This window comes from Streptomyces sp. NPDC001450 (genome assembly GCF_053597295.1).
In genome coordinates, this window is the sequence record NZ_JBSFHY010000018.1 from 94,098 (window position 1) to 113,019 (window position 18,922).

The 18,922-nt window shown below is 71.7% G+C and carries 18 protein-coding genes and 1 pseudogene; 8 read left to right on the forward strand and 11 right to left on the reverse strand.

Annotated elements, in window-relative coordinates:
- The first annotated feature begins 140 nt into the window (after positions 1-140).
- From ACWC5O_RS21365 to ACWC5O_RS21385, 5 genes are all read left to right on the forward strand, one after another.
- Entirely contained in the window at positions 141-1,874 is a 1,734-nt protein-coding gene (locus tag ACWC5O_RS21365) for an MFS transporter (protein ID WP_450588971.1), read from the forward strand.
- Between the two features lie 127 nt (positions 1,875-2,001).
- The gene (locus ACWC5O_RS21370) at positions 2,002-2,652 is read left to right on the forward strand and encodes a class I SAM-dependent methyltransferase (protein ID WP_450588969.1); all 651 of its coding nucleotides are present in this window, start codon (positions 2,002-2,004) and stop codon (positions 2,650-2,652) included.
- Positions 2,653-2,770: 118 nt separating this feature from the next.
- A complete protein-coding gene (locus ACWC5O_RS21375; RefSeq protein WP_450588967.1) occupies positions 2,771-3,727 on the forward strand; it encodes an N-acetylmuramoyl-L-alanine amidase in 957 nt (318 codons plus the stop codon).
- 86 nt (positions 3,728-3,813) lie between these two features.
- Complete coding sequence (locus tag ACWC5O_RS21380) at positions 3,814-4,656, forward strand: hypothetical protein (RefSeq protein WP_450588965.1); 843 nt, start codon at positions 3,814-3,816, stop codon at positions 4,654-4,656.
- Between the two features lie 103 nt (positions 4,657-4,759).
- Positions 4,760-5,770: an LLM class F420-dependent oxidoreductase gene (locus ACWC5O_RS21385; protein ID WP_450588963.1), complete on the forward strand. Its 1,011-nt coding sequence runs from the start codon at positions 4,760-4,762 to the stop codon at positions 5,768-5,770.
- Here the strand turns inward: ACWC5O_RS21385 and ACWC5O_RS21390 are convergent.
- The 4 genes from ACWC5O_RS21390 to ACWC5O_RS21405 all read right to left on the reverse strand — a co-directional run bounded on the left by ACWC5O_RS21390 (position 5,767) and on the right by ACWC5O_RS21405 (position 9,734).
- A complete protein-coding gene (locus ACWC5O_RS21390; protein ID WP_450588961.1) occupies positions 5,767-6,333 on the reverse strand; it encodes a hypothetical protein in 567 nt (188 codons plus the stop codon). The genes ACWC5O_RS21385 and ACWC5O_RS21390 overlap by 4 nt on opposite strands.
- 106 nt (positions 6,334-6,439) lie before the next feature.
- The gene (locus ACWC5O_RS21395; RefSeq protein WP_450588959.1) at positions 6,440-7,510 is read right to left on the reverse strand and encodes a prenyltransferase; all 1,071 of its coding nucleotides are present in this window, start codon (positions 7,508-7,510) and stop codon (positions 6,440-6,442) included.
- Positions 7,507-8,259, reverse strand: a complete 753-nt coding sequence (locus ACWC5O_RS21400; protein ID WP_450588958.1) for a class I SAM-dependent methyltransferase — start codon at positions 8,257-8,259, stop codon at positions 7,507-7,509. The genes ACWC5O_RS21395 and ACWC5O_RS21400 overlap by 4 nt, the downstream gene beginning before the upstream one ends.
- Positions 8,253-9,734, reverse strand: coding sequence for a glycosyltransferase family 4 protein (locus ACWC5O_RS21405; RefSeq protein WP_450588956.1), 1,482 nt, complete (start codon positions 9,732-9,734; stop codon positions 8,253-8,255). The genes ACWC5O_RS21400 and ACWC5O_RS21405 overlap by 7 nt, the downstream gene beginning before the upstream one ends.
- Positions 9,735-9,955: 221 nt before the next feature.
- Here ACWC5O_RS21405 and ACWC5O_RS21410 point away from each other — a divergent pair, with 221 nt between their 5' ends.
- Positions 9,956-10,588, forward strand: a complete 633-nt coding sequence (locus ACWC5O_RS21410) for a TetR family transcriptional regulator (protein ID WP_450588955.1) — start codon at positions 9,956-9,958, stop codon at positions 10,586-10,588.
- Between the two features lie 517 nt (positions 10,589-11,105).
- Here the strand turns inward: ACWC5O_RS21410 and ACWC5O_RS21415 are convergent.
- From ACWC5O_RS21415 to ACWC5O_RS21430, 4 genes are all read right to left on the reverse strand, one after another.
- Positions 11,106-11,969 (reverse strand): tetratricopeptide repeat protein, encoded by an 864-nt coding sequence (locus ACWC5O_RS21415; RefSeq protein ID WP_450588953.1) that lies wholly within the window; start codon positions 11,967-11,969, stop codon positions 11,106-11,108.
- Positions 11,970-12,038: 69 nt separating this feature from the next.
- On the reverse strand, positions 12,039-12,272 hold the full coding sequence (locus tag ACWC5O_RS21420) for a ferredoxin (RefSeq protein WP_094218068.1): 234 nt from the start codon (positions 12,270-12,272) through the stop codon (positions 12,039-12,041).
- A 2-nt stretch (positions 12,273-12,274) separates the two neighbouring features.
- Complete coding sequence (locus tag ACWC5O_RS21425; protein ID WP_450588950.1) at positions 12,275-13,726, reverse strand: aldehyde dehydrogenase; 1,452 nt, start codon at positions 13,724-13,726, stop codon at positions 12,275-12,277.
- 82 nt (positions 13,727-13,808) lie between these two features.
- A complete protein-coding gene (locus ACWC5O_RS21430) occupies positions 13,809-14,690 on the reverse strand; it encodes a GNAT family N-acetyltransferase (RefSeq protein WP_450588948.1) in 882 nt (293 codons plus the stop codon).
- A gap of 164 nt (positions 14,691-14,854) precedes the next feature.
- On the opposite strand from ACWC5O_RS21430, the gene ACWC5O_RS21435 reads away from it, so the two are divergent.
- Together ACWC5O_RS21435 and ACWC5O_RS21440 are read left to right on the forward strand one after the other, a co-directional pair.
- Positions 14,855-15,919, forward strand: coding sequence for an MBL fold metallo-hydrolase (locus tag ACWC5O_RS21435; protein WP_450588947.1), 1,065 nt, complete (start codon positions 14,855-14,857; stop codon positions 15,917-15,919).
- A 40-nt stretch (positions 15,920-15,959) separates the two neighbouring features.
- Positions 15,960-16,201 (forward strand): annotated as a pseudogene (locus ACWC5O_RS21440) (nuclear transport factor 2 family protein); the annotation flags it as partial.
- Between the two features lie 17 nt (positions 16,202-16,218).
- Here the strand turns inward: ACWC5O_RS21440 and ACWC5O_RS21445 are convergent.
- The 3 genes from ACWC5O_RS21445 to ACWC5O_RS21455 all read right to left on the reverse strand — a co-directional run bounded on the left by ACWC5O_RS21445 (position 16,219) and on the right by ACWC5O_RS21455 (position 18,842).
- Positions 16,219-17,475, reverse strand: a complete 1,257-nt coding sequence (locus ACWC5O_RS21445; RefSeq protein ID WP_450589126.1) for an MAB_1171c family putative transporter — start codon at positions 17,473-17,475, stop codon at positions 16,219-16,221.
- Entirely contained in the window at positions 17,475-18,074 is a 600-nt protein-coding gene (locus ACWC5O_RS21450) for a hypothetical protein (protein WP_450588946.1), read from the reverse strand. Before ACWC5O_RS21450 ends, ACWC5O_RS21445 begins: the two co-directional genes overlap by 1 nt.
- 123 nt (positions 18,075-18,197) lie before the next feature.
- Positions 18,198-18,842 (reverse strand): helix-turn-helix domain-containing protein, encoded by a 645-nt coding sequence (locus tag ACWC5O_RS21455; RefSeq protein ID WP_450588945.1) that lies wholly within the window; start codon positions 18,840-18,842, stop codon positions 18,198-18,200.
- Between the last annotated feature and the right edge of the window lie 80 nt (positions 18,843-18,922).

Sequence of the window (18,922 nt, forward strand, 5' to 3'; positions counted from 1 at the left end):
CCATCAATACACCAGAGCCTGACGACAGATCAGAAACCCATGAGCCGGTCAAGGATTCATTAGAGGCCCGAAGCAACGGAATAGTTGCCTGTGCATACGAGGTTTACCCGGCACTTATGTCACGCGGGAGGCCTCACTCAATGACGCACACGACGACCGACCAGCCCCACCGGAGGGCCGGCGGTGCCGTGGTCCCGGTGCTCGCCTTCGCGGGCATCGTGGTCGCGGTGATGCAGACGCTGCTGGTGCCGGTCATCAAGGACCTGCCGCAGCTCCTGGACACCGCCCCCAGCAATGCCACCTGGGTCCTCACCTCGACCCTGCTGTCCGGTGCCGTCGCCACCCCGATCATGGGCCGGCTCGGCGACCTCTACGGCAAGCGGCGCATGCTGATCCTCAGCCTCGCCGTGATGGTGGTCGGCGCCCTGGTCAGCGCGCTCACCAGCCAGCTGCTCACGATGATCGTGGGCCGCACCCTCCAGGGCTTCGCCATGGGCGCGATCCCGCTCGGCATCGGCCTGATGCGGGACATGCTGCCGCGCGAGAAGCTCGGCTCGGCCATGGCCCTGATGAGCTCCTCGATAGGCGTCGGCGGCGGCCTCGCGCTGCCCGCCGCGGCCCTGGTCGCCCAGCACACGAACTGGCACGCCCTGTTCTACGGCGCCGCCGGCCTCGGCACCCTCTCCATCGCCCTGACCCTCCTCGTCGTACCGGAGTCCCCGATGCGCGCCGAGGGCTCCTTCGACCTGCTGGGCGCGATCGGCCTGTCGACCGGTCTGGTGCTGCTCCTGCTGCCCATCACCAAGGGCAGCGACTGGGGCTGGTCCTCCGGCACGACGCTCGGCCTGTTCGCCGCGTCCGTCGTCGTGCTCGTCCTGTGGGGCCTGTACGAGCTGCGTGTCCAGGCACCCCTGGTCGACCTGCGCACCACCGCCCGCCGCGAGGTGCTGCTCACCAACCTCGCCTCGATCATGGTCGGCGTCAGCTTCTACGTCGTCTCACTCGTCCTGCCCCAGCTGCTCCAGCTGCCGAAGGCGACCGGCTACGGCCTCGGCCAGTCCATGGTCGTCGCGGGCCTGTGCGTGGCCCCGCTGGGCCTGACGATGATGTTCACGGCGCCGGTGTACGCCCGCCTGTCCGCCCGCTTCGGCCCCAAGGTCACCCTGATCATCGGCCTGCTGATCATCGCCATCGGCTACGGCGGCGGCCTCGGCCTGATGGACGCGGCCTGGCAGACCATCGTCACGTCCGTGGTCCTGGGCGCGGGCATCGGCCTGGCCTACTCCTCCCTCCCCGCGCTGATCGTCGGCGCGGTCCCGGCCTCCGAGACCGGCGCGGCCAACGGCCTGAACACCCTGATGCGGTCCATCGGCACATCCGTCTCCAGCGCCGTCATCGGCATGGTGCTGGCCAACACGGCGAACAACGTGGGCGGGCTCGAGATCCCGACCATGCACGGCTTCCGCGTCTCCTTCCTGATCGCGACGGCCGCGGTGGCGGTGGGCCTGCTGCTCGCCCTCTTCCTGCCGAAGCCGGACCGCGCACCGCAGCTGCGGGCGAGCAGCGAGGAGGACGCGAACCTGAAGCGCGCGCAGGAGGTACTGCGGGGCTTCCGCGGGCGGGTTCTGGACGCCGAGGGCACCCCGGTCGCCCGGGCCAAGGTCACGCTGATCGACCGGCGGGGGCGGCAGGCCGGCGCCACGCTCTCGGCGGAGGACGGCTCCTACACCCTCGCCGTCCCGGCCCAGGGCGCCTACGTCCTGGCCGCGAAGGCCACCGGGCACGGGCCGCACGCCTCGTCCGCCACCCACACCGGGGACGAGCGGGCGGTGGAACTGGACCTCTCCCTGCCCGGTGAGACGGTGACCGCCTGAGAGACATGCCACCCGTACCCCCTGTCGCTCCGGTGACAGGGGGTACGACAGCATGGGGCGCCGAACACGTCGTACACCCCTGACACGTCGTACAGCCTCGACACGTCGCACAACCGAAAGGCCCCCCATGCCCGCCGCACCCAAGCCCGAGATCCTGGCCGCGTTCGAGGCGGCCAAGGGATTCATGCCCGTGCACGAGGGGCTGGCGCTGTACGCGGCCGCGGTGGAGGCGGGCCGGCTGGGGCTGCCCCTGCTGGAGGTCGGGACGTACTGCGGCCGCTCGACGGTCCTGCTCGCGGACGCGGCCCGGCAGGCCGGCGTCACCGCGCTCACCGTCGACCACCACCGGGGCAGCGAGGAGCAGCAGCCGGGCTGGGACTACCACGACCCGGAGACCGTCGACCCCGAGATCGGTCTGATGGACACGCTGCCGACGTTCCGCCGGACCCTGCACAAGGCGGGCCTGGAGGAGCACGTGGTGGCGCTCGTCGGCCGCTCGCCGCAGATCGCGGCGATCTGGAACTCTCCCCTCGGTTTCGTGTTCGTCGACGGCGGCCACACCGACGAGCACGCCACCGCCGACTACGAGGGCTGGGCACCGCACGTCGCCGAGGGCGGCCTGCTCCTCATCCACGACGTCTTCCCGCACCCCGAGGACGAGTTCACCGGCCAGGCGCCGTACCGCGTCTATCTGCGCGCGCTGGAGTCGGGCGCGTTCGAGGAGGTCTCCGTGACCGGATCGTTGCGCGTACTGCGGCGGACCGGGACGGGCATCTGACCCAGCAGCGGACGCAAGCAGTCCGGTTCCCGGGCCGGCCCGCGTCGTTCTCGGCCCGGCCACCCACACGGCCCTGTCGGCCAGGTGAAGAACCTGTGTGGCCGCTAGGGTGGCAGGCGTGTCGTACGTAGGCCCGGACTTCGATCCCCCGCAGCCCCGCCGGCCCCGGCGAGGGCCGCTGACCGTCGCGCTCGCCGCGCTCGTGCCCGGTGCGCTGCTGGGCTGGCTGGTGTACGAGGCGGTGGGCGGGTCCGGGGGTTCGGGCAGCGGCTCGGACACGGCGGGCCCGCAGACCTCCGCGGCGTCACCGAGCACCGCCGAGCCCTGGTCGGCGCCGGCCACCGACGACGGCAAGCGGAAGAGTCCCTCGCCGTCACCCACGTCGACCGCCGACGGCCCCCTCAAGGGCAAGGTCGTCGTCATCGACCCGGGCCACAACCCCGGCAACTTCTCTCACGCGGCCGAGATCAACCGCCAGGTGGACATCGGCACGAACAAGAAGGAGTGCGACACCACCGGCACGTCCACCAACTCGGGTTACACAGAAGCCCGGTTCTCACTGGACGTGGCCCACCGGCTGCGCACGCTCCTGGAACAGCAGGGCGCCACGGTGAAGTTGACGCACGACGGCGACTCCCCGCCCTGGGGCCCGTGCGTCGACGAGCGAGCCCGGATCGGCAACACGGCGCACGCGGACGCCGCCATCTCCATCCACGCCGACGGCTCCGCGGAGGGCGACCGCGGCTTCCACGTCATCCTCCCGGCGTCCGTGCACGCGGGCGCCGCCGACACCCGCCCGATCGTCGCCTCCTCGCGCGACCTCGGCGAGCGCGTCGCGGGCAACTTCCTTCGTGTCACCGGTGAACCGCCCTCCAACTACGTAGGCGAAGGTACCGGTCTCGTCACACGTCAGGACCTGGGCGGTCTCAATCTGTCAACGGTTCCCAAGGTCTTCATCGAGTGCGGCAACATGCGCGATAGCAAGGACGCGGCACTGCTGACCAGCGGCGCCTGGCGGCAGAAGGCGGCGCAAGGGATCTCTGAGGGAATGGTGAGTTTCCTGCGCGAGTCGTGACCGGCGGGCGGAACCGGCCGGACAGCCGGATCTTGCGGACGATAGTGTCTACCGACGACGAGACGACTCACGAAGGACCCTGTGAAGTGAATATCCGCTCCCTCACTAGAGGCGACGGCGTGGTGATCGGAGCAGCGGTGTTGCTGTTCATCGCGTCGTTCCTCGACAACTACTCCCCCGACGATCTACCGGACGGCTTCGACATCCCGAACCTGTGGGAAAGCGGACCGGTTCTGCTCAGCGTCGTGCTGGCGGGGATGATCGGCGCGGGGCTCGTCGTCTTCGCCCGGGCCAAGCCGCAGCCGCTCAAGGTGGCGGGCCTGGACCTCGGCCAGTTCGGCGTGGCGTTCACCGTCTTCGCCGCGTGGAGCGCCCTCGGTAATGTCATCGACCCGTCCGGCGGCGTGAACAACATCGGCAGCGCCTCCGACAAGGGGCCGAGCGCCGGCACGGGCCTGGTCATCGCACTCATCGCCACCCTGGTGATGGCTGCCGCGGCCGTCGCCACCCCCCTGGTCCCCGCCCTGCAGGCGGGCCTGGTCCCGGCTCCCAAGCCGGCCGCCCCGCAGCCCTACGGCGCCCAGCCGCCCGGTGGTTACGGCTACCCGGGCGCCCAGCCGCAGCAGCCGCAGCAGCCGTACGGTGCCCAGCCGCAGCCGGGCCAGCCGTTCGGGCAGCAGCCGGCCCCGCAGGCCGCCGCCGCCCCGGCGCCGCAGCCGGCCCCCGGCGCGGACTTCTCGCCGTTCTGGTTCGCCGTGCCGGTGGCCCGGCAGCTGTTCGCCGAGGACGGTTCGCCGACGCCGATCGCCGAACTGGCGCCGGGCACCTGGTACTTGGCCGTCGAGCAGCGCGGTGCCGCGCTGGTCGCGCAGACCCAGGACGGTCGCCGTGGTGTGCTGCAGGACACCTCCGGGATCCAGCGCGGCTGAGCCCCACCCGTACGTCGCCGACGGCCCCTCGCCCTTCCGGGCGGGGGGCCGTTGCCGTACAGTCGCCTCCCGTCAGTAGCTGACGGATCGTCAGGAGGCAGGCATGCGGCTCGGTCTCGCGCTCGGCTACTGGGGTCGCGGCCCTTCCGCTGACCACGTGCCCCTCGCGCAGGAAGCGGAGCGGCTCGGCTATCACTCCGTGTGGACGGCCGAGTCCTGGGGCTCGGACGCCTTCACGCCGCTGACCTGGATCGCCGCTCAGACCTCAACGATCAGGCTGGGTACGGCCGTTGCCCAGATGGCGGCGCGCTCGCCGACCGCGACCGCGATGCACGCGCTCACCCTGGACCATCTCTCCGGGGGGCGGATGATGCTGGGGCTGGGCCTGTCGGGGCCACAGGTCGTGGAGGGCTGGTACGGCCGCCCGTTCCCGAAGTCGCCGCTGACCGCGACCAGGGAGTACGTGGACGTCGTACGGCAGGTGCTGCGGCGGGCGGCGCCGGTGGAGTCGGACGGCCGTTTCCATCCGCTGCCGTACCGGGGGCCGGACGGCACGGGAATGGGCAGGCCGCTGAAGTCGATCACCCATCCCCTGCGGCACGACCTGCCCGTTCTGCTGGGCGCGGAGGGCCCGAGGAACGTGGCGCAGACGGCCCGGATCGCCGACGGCTGGCTGCCGTTGTACTGGGCGCCGAGCCGGCCCGAGGTGTACGGGGATGTGGTGCGGGAGTTGCCCGAGGGGTTCCTGGTGGCGCCGATGGCCCGGGTGAAGGTGTGCGACGACGTGGCCGAGGGTCTGCTGCCGGTGAAGGCCATGCTCGGCTTCTACATCGGCGGGATGGGCCATGCGGCCCGCAACTTCCACGCCGACCTCATGGCCCGCATGGGCTACGAGGAGGAGGCCCGGCGGATCCAGAAGCTGTTCCTGGCCGGGCGCCGCGAGGAGGCCGTGCTGGCCGTGCCGGACGCCTTCGCCGACGAGATCTCCCTGGTCGGCCCGCGCGAACGCGTCGCGGAACGCCTGGAGTTGTGGCGCAAGGGTCCGGTGACGGACCTGCTGGCCCTCTCACCGGACCCGCACACCCTCAGGGTGCTCGCGGAGCTGAACGCCTAGCCGCCGCTCAGCTGCGAGGCGGACGGCACCTGCTCCTTGACCGGGGCGCCGGCACCCTGGCCCGCGTCCTTCACCTTGTTGATGAGGTCGTCGAAGGCACCGGCCGCGCCCTCGTCGCCGCTGCGCAGCTTGGACGGCAGGCTCTTCAGCCCCTCGATGCCCGCGGTGAGCGGTGCCAGGGCCTTCGAGAGCAGCGGATCGCCCTGGGCGTTCTTCTGGGCCGCCTTGAGCCGGTTGTAGGCGAAGGCGCCGGCCAGGCCGGCCTTCACCAGGGTCAGCTTGCGGCCCTTGGCGCCCTTCTTGAACTTGTCCGCCTTCCAGGGCTTGACGATCCACTGGTAGACCGCGCCGGCCGCGAGGCCCGCGTTCGCCACGAAGCGGGCCTTGGCGAACTTCTGGCGCTCGGCCGACGTGCTCGGACTGGGCGTGGCCGCGTCGCGGGCGGCCACCTGCGAGGTGTCCTTCGTACTGGTCTTCTCGCTGCTGCCGCAGGCGGTGGAACCGGCCAGCAGGGCGCAGCACAGGGTGAGCGCCACACAGAGACGCCGTATCGGTACGGGCACGAGGTCCTCCGGACGTGTCTCCCCGAGCGGGTGTTTCCTCCGGAAGCCTCACCCGGACGGCCGGTGTCCGCCACTTGGGGGACTCCGTCCGGGTTCCGGCCGCGGGTCAGCGGCAGCAGTCGGGGTCCAGGCCGGTCGGCAGGTGCTCCCCTCCGAAGACCGCGCAGGTGGCGTCGTGGCCGCCCAGGGCGGCGACGGCCAGCAGGAGGGAGCCCGCCGTCCAGGTGGTGAGTTCGCGCGGCCAGACCGCGTCGTCGTCGAAGACGTAGCCCGTCCAGTACAGGCCGCTCTCCGGGTCGCGCAGATGCTGGATGGCCTGGAGGATCTCCAGGGAGCGGTCGGACTCGCCCATCGCCCACAGGGCCAGGGCCAGCTCGCTGGACTCGCCGCCGGTCACCCAGGGGTTGGGGACCACACAGCGTACGCCGAGGCCGGGTACGACGAAGCGGTCCCAGTCCGCCTCGATGCGGGACTTGGCCTCCGCCCCGGTCAGGGCGCCGCCGAGGACCGGGTAGTACCAGTCCATCGAGTAGCGGTCCTTGTCGAGGAAGCGCTCGGGGTGGAGGCGGATCGCGTGGCGCAGCGCGCCCACCGCCAACTCCCAGTCCGGCTGCGGCTCCTCACGCTGCTCGGCGATGGCGAGCGCGCACCGCAGGGCGTGGTGGATCGAGGAGCTGCCGGTGAGCAGCGCGTCCGCGGTGGGCGTGCCGTCGTCGTCGCGGCGCCAGCCGACCTGGCCGCCGGGCTGCTGCAGCCGCAGCACCCACTCCATGGCCGCGTAGACGGTGGGCCACATGCGGTCCAGGAAGGTGTCGTCGCCGGTGGACAGGTAGTGGTGCCAGACGCCGACAGCTATGTAGGCGACGAAGTTCGACTCGCGGGCGCGGTCGGTGACGTCGTCGTGGGCGCCGTCGGCGTAGGCGGCGTACCAGGAGCCGTCCTCGTTCTGGTGGGTGGCGAGCCAGATGTACGCCCGCTCGGCGGCCTCGTGTTCACCGGCCGCGTCCAGGGCCATCGCGGCCTCGGTGTGGTCCCACGGGTCGAGGTGATGCCCGCGGAACCACGGGATCGCGCCGTCCTCCCGCTGCACGGCGAGGATGCCACGCACGGTCGCGGCGGCCTGCTCGGCGGTGAGGACCCCGGGCAGGACGAGGTGTTCTGTCCGGGGCGTGGTCACTTGGCGGCCGCCCCGTCGGTCTCGGCGAGCCGGGGCAGGTGCGGCTTGGTCGCGTAGGCGACGAAGCTCTTGCCGATCAGCGGGTTCAGCGCCTGCTCGGCGACCCGGGTGGCGAGCGGCTTCTTCATGATGTCCCAGACCAGCAGCTTGTGGTACGCCCGCACCGGCAGCGCCTTGTCGTTGTCCACGCCGAACGCGCACTTAAGCCACCAGTACGGCGAGTGCAGGGCGTGCGCGTGGTGGGTGCCGTACGGCCTGAGGCCCGCCTCGCGGATCTTGGCGAGCAGCTCGTCGGCCTTGTAGATGCGGATGTGGCCCCCCTCGACCTCGTGGTAGGCGTCGGACAGCGCCCAGCAGACCTTCTCGGGGCCGTAGCGGGGCACGGTGACGGCGATCCGGCCGCCGGGCTTGAGCACGCGGACCATCTCGGCGAGCACGCCCTTGTCGTCGGGGATGTGCTCCATCACCTCGGAGATGATGACGACGTCGAAGGACTCGTCCGGGAAGGGCAGGGCGAGGGCGTCGCCCTCCATGGCCGTGGCGGTGGCGCTCGCGGGGGCCTCGCCGGCCTCCTTCATCGCCGCGAACCACTTGGCGACCTCCCGGATCTCCTCGCCGTTCTGGTCGAGGGCCACGACGTGCGCGCCGCGCCGGTAGCACTCGAAGGCGTGCCGGCCGGCCCCGCAGCCGAGGTCCAGGACACGGTCGCCCGGGGCGAGCGGGAACCGGGAGAAGTCGACGGTCAGCACGTGGCCCTGCTTTCGGAAGAGATGCCGGTGTCGGTGGTGGAGGCTGCCGGGGCAGCGCTCGCTGCGGTCGCGGGGCGGCCGCGTTCTCCGGCCGCGGAACGGTGGACGCCGGCCGCGGAGCGGCTGGGGGCCGCGTTCGCGATGGGGGTCCCCCCGCGCGAGCGCTTTCGAGCGTGGGGGAGGGCGATGGCCTCGCGGTACCGGGACACCGTTCCCTCGGCGGCGCGGGCCCAGGTGAACCTCTCCAGCACTCGCTGCCGGCCCGCCGCACCGAGCCGCGCACGCAGCTCCGGGTCTCCCAGCAGCCGGCCGAGCCCGGCGGCCAGCGCCCCCGCGTCGCCGGGCGGTACGGCCAGGCAGGTCTCGCCGTCGCGTCCGGCGACCTCGGGGATCGCGCCGCCGGTGGTGGCGACCAGCGGGGTGCCGGTGGCCATGGCCTCGGCGGCGGGCAGCGAGAAGCCCTCGTAGAGCGAGGGCACGCAGGCGACCTCGGCCGAGCGGATCAGGTCGACGAGTTCTGCGTCGGAGATGCCCTTGACGAAGTCGACGGCGCCTTCGAGGCCGTAGCGCTCGACGGCCTGGGCGACCGGGCCCTCCGTGGGGCGCTTGCCGACGACGACCAGGTGGGCGGCCGGGTGTTCGGTGCGCACCTTCGCGAGGGCCTCGACGAGGAAGACCAGGCCCTTGAGGGGCACGTCCGCGCTGGAGGTGGTGACGATCCGGCCGGGCACCTCGGCCACGGCCGGATTCGGCCTGAACAGGTCGGTGTCGGCGCCGATGTGGACGACGTGGATGCGGTCGCCCCGGACGCCGAGGTGGTCGACGATCTCCTGGCGGGAGGTGCCGGACACGGTGAGCACGGCGGGCAGGCGGCGGGCGACGCGCTTCTGCATGCGGGTGAAGGCGTACCAGCGGCGCACCGAGTAGCGGCGCTGCCAGCCCTCGGCCGCGTCCAGCTCCAGCTGCCGGTCTACGGTGATGGGGTGGTGGATGGTGGTGACCAGGGGCGCGCCGATGTCCCCCAGCAGCCCGTATCCGAGCGTCTGGTTGTCGTGGACGACGTCGAACTCGCCGCGGCGGGCGCGCAGATGGCGGCGGGCGCGCAGGGAGAAGGTCAGCGGCTCGGGGAAGCCGCCGGTCCACATGGTGGCGACCTCGAGGGCGTCGACCCAGTCCCGGTACTCGTCCCGCCCGGGGGTGCGGAAGGGGTCGGGCTGGCGGTAGAGGTCGAGGCTGGGCAGTTCGGTCAGGGTCAGGCTCTCGTACCCCTCGTCCAGGACGGGGTACGGCTGCGAGCCGATGACCTCCACCCGGTGGCCGAGACGGGCCAGCTCGCGGGAGAGGTGCCGTACGTAGACGCCCTGGCCGCCGCAGAACGGGTTCCCTTTATAGGTGAGAAGCGCGATGTTGAGCGGTCGCTCGCCGTCGGCTGCAAGGTCCTTCGGGGACCCGGCCTCCCTGGCCTCAGCGGTCACTCTGGACCCCCTTCTCCCTGCACTGTCCCGCGAGACTACGACGGGACGCTAATCTAGAACAAGTTTCAGACTTGATCGTTCAAGAGGCTCTGAATCTACCGGCAGGTAGGGGCCATGTGAGCAGTGGATCAGGTGATTCACGCCACGACGAGGACCCCCTCCGTGCAGGATGATCACGAGCCCCAACAGACGCCCTCACCGACTGTCACGGAACGGGACCCATGCCTGCGGAATCCAAGCTGGAAGCCAGTAGCGTCCGGCCCCCTTCGGCGCCGCTCACCGAGCGGCAGCAGGCCCGCCGCCGCCGGATCCTGCACGCGAGCGCACAGCTGGCCAGCCGGGGCGGTTTCGACGCCGTACAGATGCGCGAGGTCGCCGAGTCCTCACAGGTGGCCCTCGGCACGCTGTACCGCTACTTCCCGTCCAAGGTGCATCTGCTGGTCGCCACCATGCAGGACCAGCTGGAGCACATGCACGGGACGCTGCGCAAGAAGCCGCCGGCGGGCGACACAGCGGCCGAGCGGGTGGCGGAGACGTTGATGCGGGCCTTCCGCGCGCTGCAGCGCGAGCCGCACCTGGCCGACGCGATGGTCCGCGCCCTGACCTTCGCCGACCGCAGCGTCTCCCCCGAGGTCGACCAGGTCTCCCGGCAGACCACGGCGATCATCCTGGACGCGGTGGGCCTGGAACACCCCACCCCCGAGCAGCTCTCCGCGGTCCGCGTCATCGAGCACACCTGGCACTCGGCCCTGATCACCTGGCTCTCGGGCCGCGCCTCCATCGCCCAGGTGAAGATCGACATCGAGACGGTGTGCCGGCTGATCGACCTGACGGGGCCCGAGTCGTCGCACTGACCCACCTGTGACACGGGTGTGGCGGGGCCGGCCTGTTCCCCGGCGGGTGCGGTTGTGATGACGGCCGGCATGTCCGAGCCGGAATCGGCAGTCGCGCAAGAGCCCGCAGCCGAACCGGAGCCGGTAGCGACGGCCGATGCGGACGCCCGTGAGCCGGCCGCCGTCGGCGAGGTGGATCGTGGACGGGAACGGCGCCTGCCTGCTGTCAGCCTTGGAAGCCGGGACCGGTGACACACCGTCCCTGAACAGACGAAACCTACGAGACGGGTTCCCTTCGCCGGCATGGTCCGGATCAGGTGATGGGGGTCGCCGTCCAGCCTGACCGCTGCTTTTCGGCCTCTCAGCCCTACCGTCGCTGTCGGCCTCGGCGGATGCTTGCGCGTCTCGCCCAAGTCGGCTACTCCGGTCGGACTCCCTCACTCGCCTCGTAGGCACTTATAAGGATAGTCCCGGTAGCGCAGGATGGAACCCGGCAAATGGGATTATTTTTCACCATGGCGCTGACGTGCGGATACGTCTAGGCGACCGGCTCCAGCCCGCTCCAGCTCCGCCCCAGCAGCACCTCACCGGCCCACTGGTCCAGCAGGCGGCGGGCTTCCGGCTCGGGGGCGGCCAGGGACACGCTCTGTGCTCCCGCGTGGACCGTGCGCTCCTGTTCGCGGGTGCCCTCGCTGCAGCAGGCGCACAGGACCTCGAAGCTGCTCGCCGGCTCGGCGCCGTAACCCTCCTCCACGAACAGGCCGATCAGGGCGTCCAGGTCGGCGACCTCACCCGCGTTCACCGTCACCGTCAGGGTCGGCAGGTCGGAGGCCTCGAAGAGGAGGAGTTCGTCGAAGACGGGGAACTCGTGGCCGTCGACCACCCGGTGGCCCTTGGGTTCGCCGTCGTGGACGACGATCTCGCCGAAGCGGCGCCCGCCGGTCACGGGCACGTTCATCACCCGGCCGCGGGTCGGGCAGAGGCGGTCGATCCAGACGACCTCCCGTTCGCCGCCGGTGTCCAGGCGTACGCAGGCCGGGCCGAAGCGGCCCTCGATCTCGCCCTCGCCGTCCGGGAGTTCGATGCCGAAGCCGGTCCAGGCCGCGCGGGCGGCGGCCCAGTCGCGCTGGATGGTGGCGGCGATGCCGAGGTTCCAGTACGCCGGGTCGCCCTCGCCGCGCGGGGCGCGGGCGGCGGCCTCGCGGCCCAGCTCGTACGCCTTCGCCCAGTTGCGCAGCATCTTGTGGGCGAGCGCGGCGTCGTACCACCACACCGCGCTGCGCTTCTCGTCCGGGTAGTGCGCGAGGACCCGCTCCAGCAGGCCGGCCGCGGTGAGCCACTCCTCGGCGTCCCACGCCTCGTAGGCCTCGTCGATCAGCCGCTTGGCCTCGGACTTGCGCACGCTTTCCCACCCCGGTCGGTACGAAGATCTCAGGAACCGCAGGAGAGTACCCTGCGGCTCCGACACCCCCTAGTCCTCGGGTGGGAACACCGGCTCAGCACTCCCCACCAGCGTGATCATGATGGCCTCCACCGGGCAGCTCTCGGCCGCCTCCAGGACCTGTTCGCTCGCGTCGGTGTCCGGTTCGACCGGGTGGGACTGGCGGGCGGAGTCGAGGCGGAAGCCGTCCGGGGCGTGGTGGAGGCACTGGGCCGAGCCGATGCACACGGACCGGTCGACCTCGACGTGCCAGCGGTCGCCCATCCCTAGGCCCCCGCCGGCAGGTGGATCATCTTGTGTTCGAGGTACTCGCCGTAGCCCTCGGGGCCGAACTCCCGCCCCAGCCCGGAGTTCTTGTAGCCGCCGAACGGGCCGAGCATGTCCAGGCTGAAGGTGTTGACGGAGTAGGTGCCGGTACGGACCTGCCGGGCGATCTCGACGCCGTGCTCGACGTCGGCCGTCCACACGCTGCCGGACAGGCCGTAGTCCGAGTCGTTGGCGATCTTCACGGCCTCCTGCTCGTCGCCGTACGGCAGCAGGCAGATCACGGGGCCGAAGATCTCCTCGCGGGCGATGCGCATGGAGTTGTCCACGCCGCCGAAGAGGGTCGGTTCGACGTACCAGCCGCGCTCCAGGCCGGCCGGGCGGCCGCCGCCGGTGAGGATCTTGGCGCCCTCCTCCTGGCCGACGCGGATGTAGTCGAGGTTGCGCTGCTGCTGGCGGCGGGCGACCAGGGGGCCGACCTGGGTGGCCGGGTCGAGCGGGTCGCCGACCTTCAGGGCGTTCGCCGCCTGCGCGAAGGCGTCGGCGAACTCGTCGTAGCGGGTGCGCGGGACGAGGATGCGGGTCTGGGCGACACACGCCTGCCCGTTGTTCATCCAGGCCGCCGGGACGACACCCGCCACGGTCGCCTGGACGTCCGCGTCCGGGAGCACGACCGCCGCCGACTTGCCGCCCAGCTCCAGCGTGACCCGGGTGAGGTTGCGGGCGGCCACTTCCATCACCCGCTTGCCGGCCGCGACCGAGCCGGTGAAGGAGACCTTGTCGACGCCCGGGTGCCCGACCAGGTACTCGCTGACCTCGCGGTCGGCGGGAAGGATGGACAGGACACCCTCGGGCAGCCCGGCCTCGCGCGCGATCTCGCCGAGCAGGTACGCGTCCAGCGGCGACTCCGGGGACGGCTTGAGGACGACCGTGCAGCCGGTCAGCAGCGCGGGCGCGAGCTTGGCGGCCGCGACGAACTGCGGGACGTTCCACGGGACGACGGCCGCGACCACGCCGACCGGTTCGCGTGTCACGAGGATCGGACCGAGGACGCCGTCGCGGCGCTCCTCGTACGTGAAGCTCTGCGCGACCTTGATCGCCGAGTCCCACACCATCATCGCACCGAGCGCCTGGGCGAGGACGCTCCAGGAGTACGGGGAGCCGTTCTCCGAGGAGATCACGCGGGCGATCTCCTCGTGCCGGGCGAGGATGCCGTCCTTGATCCGGGTGACGACCTCGATCCGCTCGGCCGACGAGGCGCGCGGCCAGGGGCCTTCGTCGAAGGCGCGGCGCGCGACGGCCACCGCCCGGTCGACGTCCCCCCGAGAGGCGTGCGGCACCCGGCCGATGACCTCCTCGGTGTGCGGGGAGATCACCTCGATGACGTCCCCGCCCAGCGGGTCGGTCAACTCCCCGCCGATGAACAGCTGTCCGTGTTCCACGAGCTCGGTCATGGCCGACTGCCTCCCGCCGCACCGCATGTTTCTGACGCTGTTTCAGAAACTGATACCAGTTCTGGTCGCGGTAGGCCAGACGTCAGAGGTCCAGCTGGTACTCGAACCTCGTGTGGGTCGGCGCATAGCCGAGCGCGTCGTTGATGCGCATCATGTGCGGGTTGTTGTCGGCGGTGTCGGTCAGCAGGCCGCCGAGATCCGGGTGCCGTTCGAGGGCGTGCCGGATGGAGGCGGCCTTCATCCAGCGGCCGAGGTCATGGCCGCGGTGCCGGGGAAGGACGCCGGTCCCGTAGTGCTGGCCGTCGCCCTTGCCGTCGCCGGGGACCACCAGTTCGGTGAACCCGGCGATCGAGCCGTCCGACTCGTCGACGGCGGCGACGGTGTGCAGCAGGTCGCCCCGCTTCCCGATGGCCGCGGCGGCGGCCCTGACCCGTTCCAGGTCCCAGGTCACCGTACCGAAGTCGGTGCTGCCCATCGGCATGTCGTCCATGGCGTGACGCGACTCGACATACGTCTCGGCGAGGCCGTCGGGAACCGTGCCCTCCCAGGAGGTCAGCCGGTAGCCGGGATGCGGCTCCTCGACGATCCCGGTGAGAGCCGTGACGTCCGCCTCGGCCAACGGGAGCCGGGCGAAGACCAGGGTCAGGACCTTGTGGAAGCCCCGGGCCGACAGGAACCCGGCACCGGGAGAGCCAGCCTCGGCCTGGGTGATGACGCAGCGCCGGCCGTCCTCGCGCGCGGCAGCTACGGCCGCCTCCAGGAGCCGGGAACCGGTGCCCTTCCGCCGCTCGGCCGGGTGGACCCGCAGCTCCAGTTCGGCGAGATGCTCCTGCCCGGTCCTGGTGTAGAGGCGCAGGAACGCCGACCCGACGGGGACTCCGTCGGCGTCGGAGGCCAGCCACGCCAGACGGCGGGAGGACAGTCCCGCATCGGGGTCGGTCAGCGGGGTGATGCGTATGGTCAAGGTGTCTCCATCGGCCTGGGTGATCGGCAGCCCGGAGAAGGTAGTTGCTCCGGCTCGGGCGCGGCAAAGGGTTAAAGCAGGGGCGCTTGGAGCATCTGACGATCAGTCAGATCCGGTTATAGTGGGCAACGGTCATGGGGTGCGGGCGGCGGGGTGGAGGACACATGACGGAGACGTTCGATCACGGCGGCGGCGTGCACTCCATCCAGGTCCCCATTCCGGACAACCCGCTCGGGTACACGCTGGTGTACGTCGTGGACACCGACCGGGGTCCGGTGCTGGTGGACTCGGGCTGGGACGACCCGGCGTCCTGGGAGGTCCTGGCCGCCGGGCTGGCGGCCTGCGGCACCTCGGTCGCGGAGGTGCACGGGGTGGTCGTCACCCACCACCACCCGGACCACCACGGGCTGTCGGGGCAGGTCCGCGAGGCCTCCGGGGCGTGGGTGGCGATGCACGCGGCCGACGCGGCGATCGTGCGCAGGACGCGCGAGACGCGTCCGGAGCGCTGGTACGCGTACATGGCCGCCAAGCTGACGGCGGCGGGCGCGCCCGAGGAACACGTCGCTCCCCTGCGCGCCGCCCTCCCCCACTCTCGGCTTCGCTCGAGCGGGAGGGACCCCCATCGCCGCACCTTCCCCGGATTCTCCCCTGCCCTCCCCGACCGCGAGATCGCCCCCGGCGAACTACTCGACCTGCCGGGCCGTCGGCTGCGCGCGATCTGGACCCCGGGCCACACACCCGGCCACGTCTGCCTGCACCTGGAGGAGGAGCATCCCGCCCAACTCCCCGGCACTGGGCGCCTGTTCTCGGGCGACCACGTCCTCCCGGAGATCACCCCGCACATCGGCCTGTACGAGGACCCCGACGACGCCACGGTGACGGACCCGCTCGGCGACTACCTGGACTCCCTGGAGCGGGTCGGCCGCCTCACCCCCGCCGAGGTGCTCCCCGCCCACCAGTACGCCTTCACCGACGCACCGGCCCGGGTACGGCAGCTGCTCACCCACCACGAGGACCGCCTCACGGACCTGCTGGCCCTCCTCTCCGGGCCGCTCACCCCCTGGCAGCTGGCCGAGCGCATGGAGTGGAACCGCCCCTGGCCCGACATCCCGTACGCGTCGCGGAACATCGCGGTCTCGGAGGCCGAGGCGCACCTGCGACGCCTGGTGAAGCTGGGGCGGGTGGAGCCGGTAGCGGGTAGCGAGCCGGTGGCGTACGTGGCGGTGTGAAGGGATCGTCGCCTGGAGACCGGGACTGCCAAACAGGATCATGGACCCTTTGGAACAACTCCTCGCCGCAGCGCCTGCGAGCACCTGATCCTGGACTTCGTCCACCGGCTCGACCTCGGTGAACCGTCTTCCGTGGCCGAACTGTTCACCGAGAACGGCACCTGGGAGTGGCCGGAGGGCGAGCGTCTGGTCAAGGGCCGGGAGGCGCTGCGCGAGTACTTCGGCTCCCGCCCGGCCGACCGGCTCTCGCGCCGCCTGATGTCCAACGTCCTCGTCACCGTGGCTCTGTCAGGCATGGATCAGGCATGGGCAGTGAGACCTTCTGTGGCGACCGCCTCCCGGCGGAACGTTTCGACAATCGACGAGTGAAACCGCAGCGCATGGGCGATGCACTCCAGCTCGCTGTCGCGCTCCGGACTGCCGCCGGACCCGGGGTCGGGCCCGAGCCCGGATCCGCCCGCGGGCACCGGCTCCCCGTGCCCGGTCGCCGACGGCTCGTCCCCGGTCCCCGGCGCGCGCAGGATGTCCGTGGCGATCAGGATGTCCACCGCCCCGGCGATGCCCCGGGCCGCGGAGTCGGAGTGGCCGGCCGCCGTTGCCGCCTGGTGGGCTCGGTGGCGGCGGGAGGGGCTGAGGTGGGGGGAGAGCTTGAGGAGGCCGTCGTTGATGGCGGCTCGGCGCAGTTCCAGGCGCAGGGCGGCGCCGCTGACCCGGCCGGTCGCCGGGGCGGCCGGGGGTGTGACGGTGAGCATCGCCTGCCACAGGGGCTTGAGGCGCCGGTGGGTGCGGACGACGTCGCGGTGCTCGTCGACGACCGGGCCGGCCTGCCCTGCGATGAAGCCCACGGCGACCAGTCCCGCCTCGGCGATGGCGAACGGCGGGGCGACGTACGTCGACAGCCAGTCCCAGTCACGGCCGCTCCAGCGCGCGCCGATCGCGGCGAGCTTGGCGACGTCGAAGATGAGCCCGAGCGCGTAGGCGACCTGGAGGAAGACCACGGCCCGGCGCAGCCAAGTGTCCTCGACCTCCTTGAACCAGGCCCACAGGATGCCCGCCGCGACCAGCGCGGACACCATGTGCGCGACCAGGTAGAGCAGCGCGAACTCACGCATCCAGGGCGTGTTGGCGTAGTAGGTGTCGAGGTCCCGCAGCCGCTCCACCTGGTGGTCGCCGAGCAGGAACGTCGCCCACAGGCCGAGGACGATGGCGCCGTAGACCATCCAGACGGTGCGGGTGCGCCGGGTGCGCACCGCGGACGGGGGCTCGCGCCAGGTGATGATCAGCCAGAGGCAGGCCCCGCAGTAGGCGGTCAGGAGTGAATAGACCCACAGGCCCGCGAAGTTGGGGACGCCGGTGATCTCGTTGATGCGGTGCAGGTTGCCCGGCGGCAGCGAGGCGAAGACGACCGCGCCGATGCCGAGCAGCAGCGCGGTGGCCCGCAGGATCGGGTCCTGCCAGGCCCGCCGCAGCAGCGGGAGCTTGATCACGAAAGCCACCGCGAGCAGCGCCGCGGGGACGGCGTAGGCGGCGAACGAACCCGCCATGTCCCAGCGCATCACGGCCCGCCGATGTTGCCCAGCGAGGACGACAGCCGGCCGGTGAGGGTGTCCTGGGTCGCGCGCCCGGCCGCCGCGCCCGGACCGACGACCTTGGAGAACTTCGCCGCCAGCCGCAGCCCGCACTCCTCGGCCTCCCACTCCGCCGCGGCCGCCGCCGCGGCGGGCGACCGGGTGGCCATGCCGACCACCTGGTCCCAGGGGATGTCCTCCTCGGCCTGGGACAGCAGGCGGCGCGCCGCGGCGGGCATGCCGGCCGGGTAGTGCACGTCCAGCGTCTGGTAGTGGATGTGGCCGATCTCGTGCCCCGCGATGACGAACTTGTGCTCGTCGGGCGCCATGTCCTCGACCACGACGACGTACTGCTCGTCCATCGCGAAGGTGACCCCGGAGACGTCCAGGCCCGGCGGGAAGTTGACGAACTTCAGGCGGACCGGACGGTCCAGCTGCGGGCTGAGCGTGGCGCAGACCGCGTGCAGGAACGCCTTCGGCTCGGTGGGCGGAGTCAGCGTCCGGGCGGTGTCACGGACGAGCCGGTCGAGGAACCGCTTCGGTGACCTGGTCGGTCTGCGGGACTTCGGCGATCTGTCGGGGCTCATACGTCGTCCTTGCGGTCGGCGGGCGTGCGGCGACCATAGGGCGGGGAAGACGGTATCGGCACGTCCCCGCACCCGCAACGATCATTTACGGCCAGAACTGGATCAGGTACGGCCGGAAGCGCATCAGGCACGCCCGGCGCCCCTCAGGTCCGCGCCCTTCGCCTCCTCGGCACCCGTCGCGCCCCCGGCACCTCCGGCCTGCTCCGACGCGATGATCATCTCCGCCAGGTCCGCGAGCGTGGCCAGCTGACGGGCGTTCATCTGTGGTGCGCGCGCGGCCAGCCGGACCAGCCCGCTCTCCCGCAGCCGCAGCAACGGGTCCGCCTCCGCCTCCAGGACCTGCAGCACCGGCTGCAACGCCTCGTGCAGCGCCTCCTGTTCGTCCGCGGTGAAGAAGCCCGCGGGCAGACCGAAGAACCTGCGCAGCCGGTCGGTGTGTTCGAGGCTCGGCATGCCGCTCTTGCGCCACTCGCTCAGCCACTGCCTGCTGGTTCCGGCGATCCGGGCCAGCTCGTCCAGCGAGTACCGCTTGCCGTCGGGCCGGCGCCGGGTCTCACGGATGAAATCCAGCCGCTGCCGCACCCGTTGGGCGAGGCGGTCCTCCGGCACCCGGCCGCCCGAGAGCAGCTCGACGACGACGCCGACCGGGATGCCGGTGCGGTGGGAGAGGCCGGCGACGTCCAGGACCTCCGGCAGCCGGCCGGGCCGGCCGGTCAGCTCGCCGAGGCGGTCGAGTACGTCGGCCAGCGGGGCGTAGGCGTCACTCACCGAGGTCCCCCCTGGGCGTGTCGTCCGTTCCGTGGCTGAGCTGACGCGAGGCTACCCGGTCGCCCGTGCACCGACCAGAC

Excerpts from the sequence above, each read along its gene's own strand:
- ACWC5O_RS21365 (WP_450588971.1), top strand. The coding sequence starts at position 141 with ATGACGCACACGACGACCGACCAGCCCCACCGGAGGGCCGGCGGTGCC.
- ACWC5O_RS21370 (WP_450588969.1), top strand. The coding sequence starts at position 2,002 with ATGCCCGCCGCACCCAAGCCCGAGATCCTGGCCGCGTTCGAGGCGGCC.
- ACWC5O_RS21385 (WP_450588963.1), top strand. The coding sequence starts at position 4,760 with ATGCGGCTCGGTCTCGCGCTCGGCTACTGGGGTCGCGGCCCTTCCGCT.
- ACWC5O_RS21410 (WP_450588955.1), top strand. The coding sequence starts at position 9,956 with ATGCCTGCGGAATCCAAGCTGGAAGCCAGTAGCGTCCGGCCCCCTTCG.
- ACWC5O_RS21420 (WP_094218068.1), bottom strand. The coding sequence starts at position 12,272 with ATGGGCGACCGCTGGCACGTCGAGGTCGACCGGTCCGTGTGCATCGGC.
- ACWC5O_RS21425 (WP_450588950.1), bottom strand. The coding sequence starts at position 13,726 with ATGACCGAGCTCGTGGAACACGGACAGCTGTTCATCGGCGGGGAGTTG.
- ACWC5O_RS21435 (WP_450588947.1), top strand. The coding sequence starts at position 14,855 with ATGACGGAGACGTTCGATCACGGCGGCGGCGTGCACTCCATCCAGGTC.
- ACWC5O_RS21445 (WP_450589126.1), bottom strand. The coding sequence starts at position 17,475 with ATGCGCTGGGACATGGCGGGTTCGTTCGCCGCCTACGCCGTCCCCGCG.
- ACWC5O_RS21450 (WP_450588946.1), bottom strand. The coding sequence starts at position 18,074 with ATGAGCCCCGACAGATCGCCGAAGTCCCGCAGACCGACCAGGTCACCG.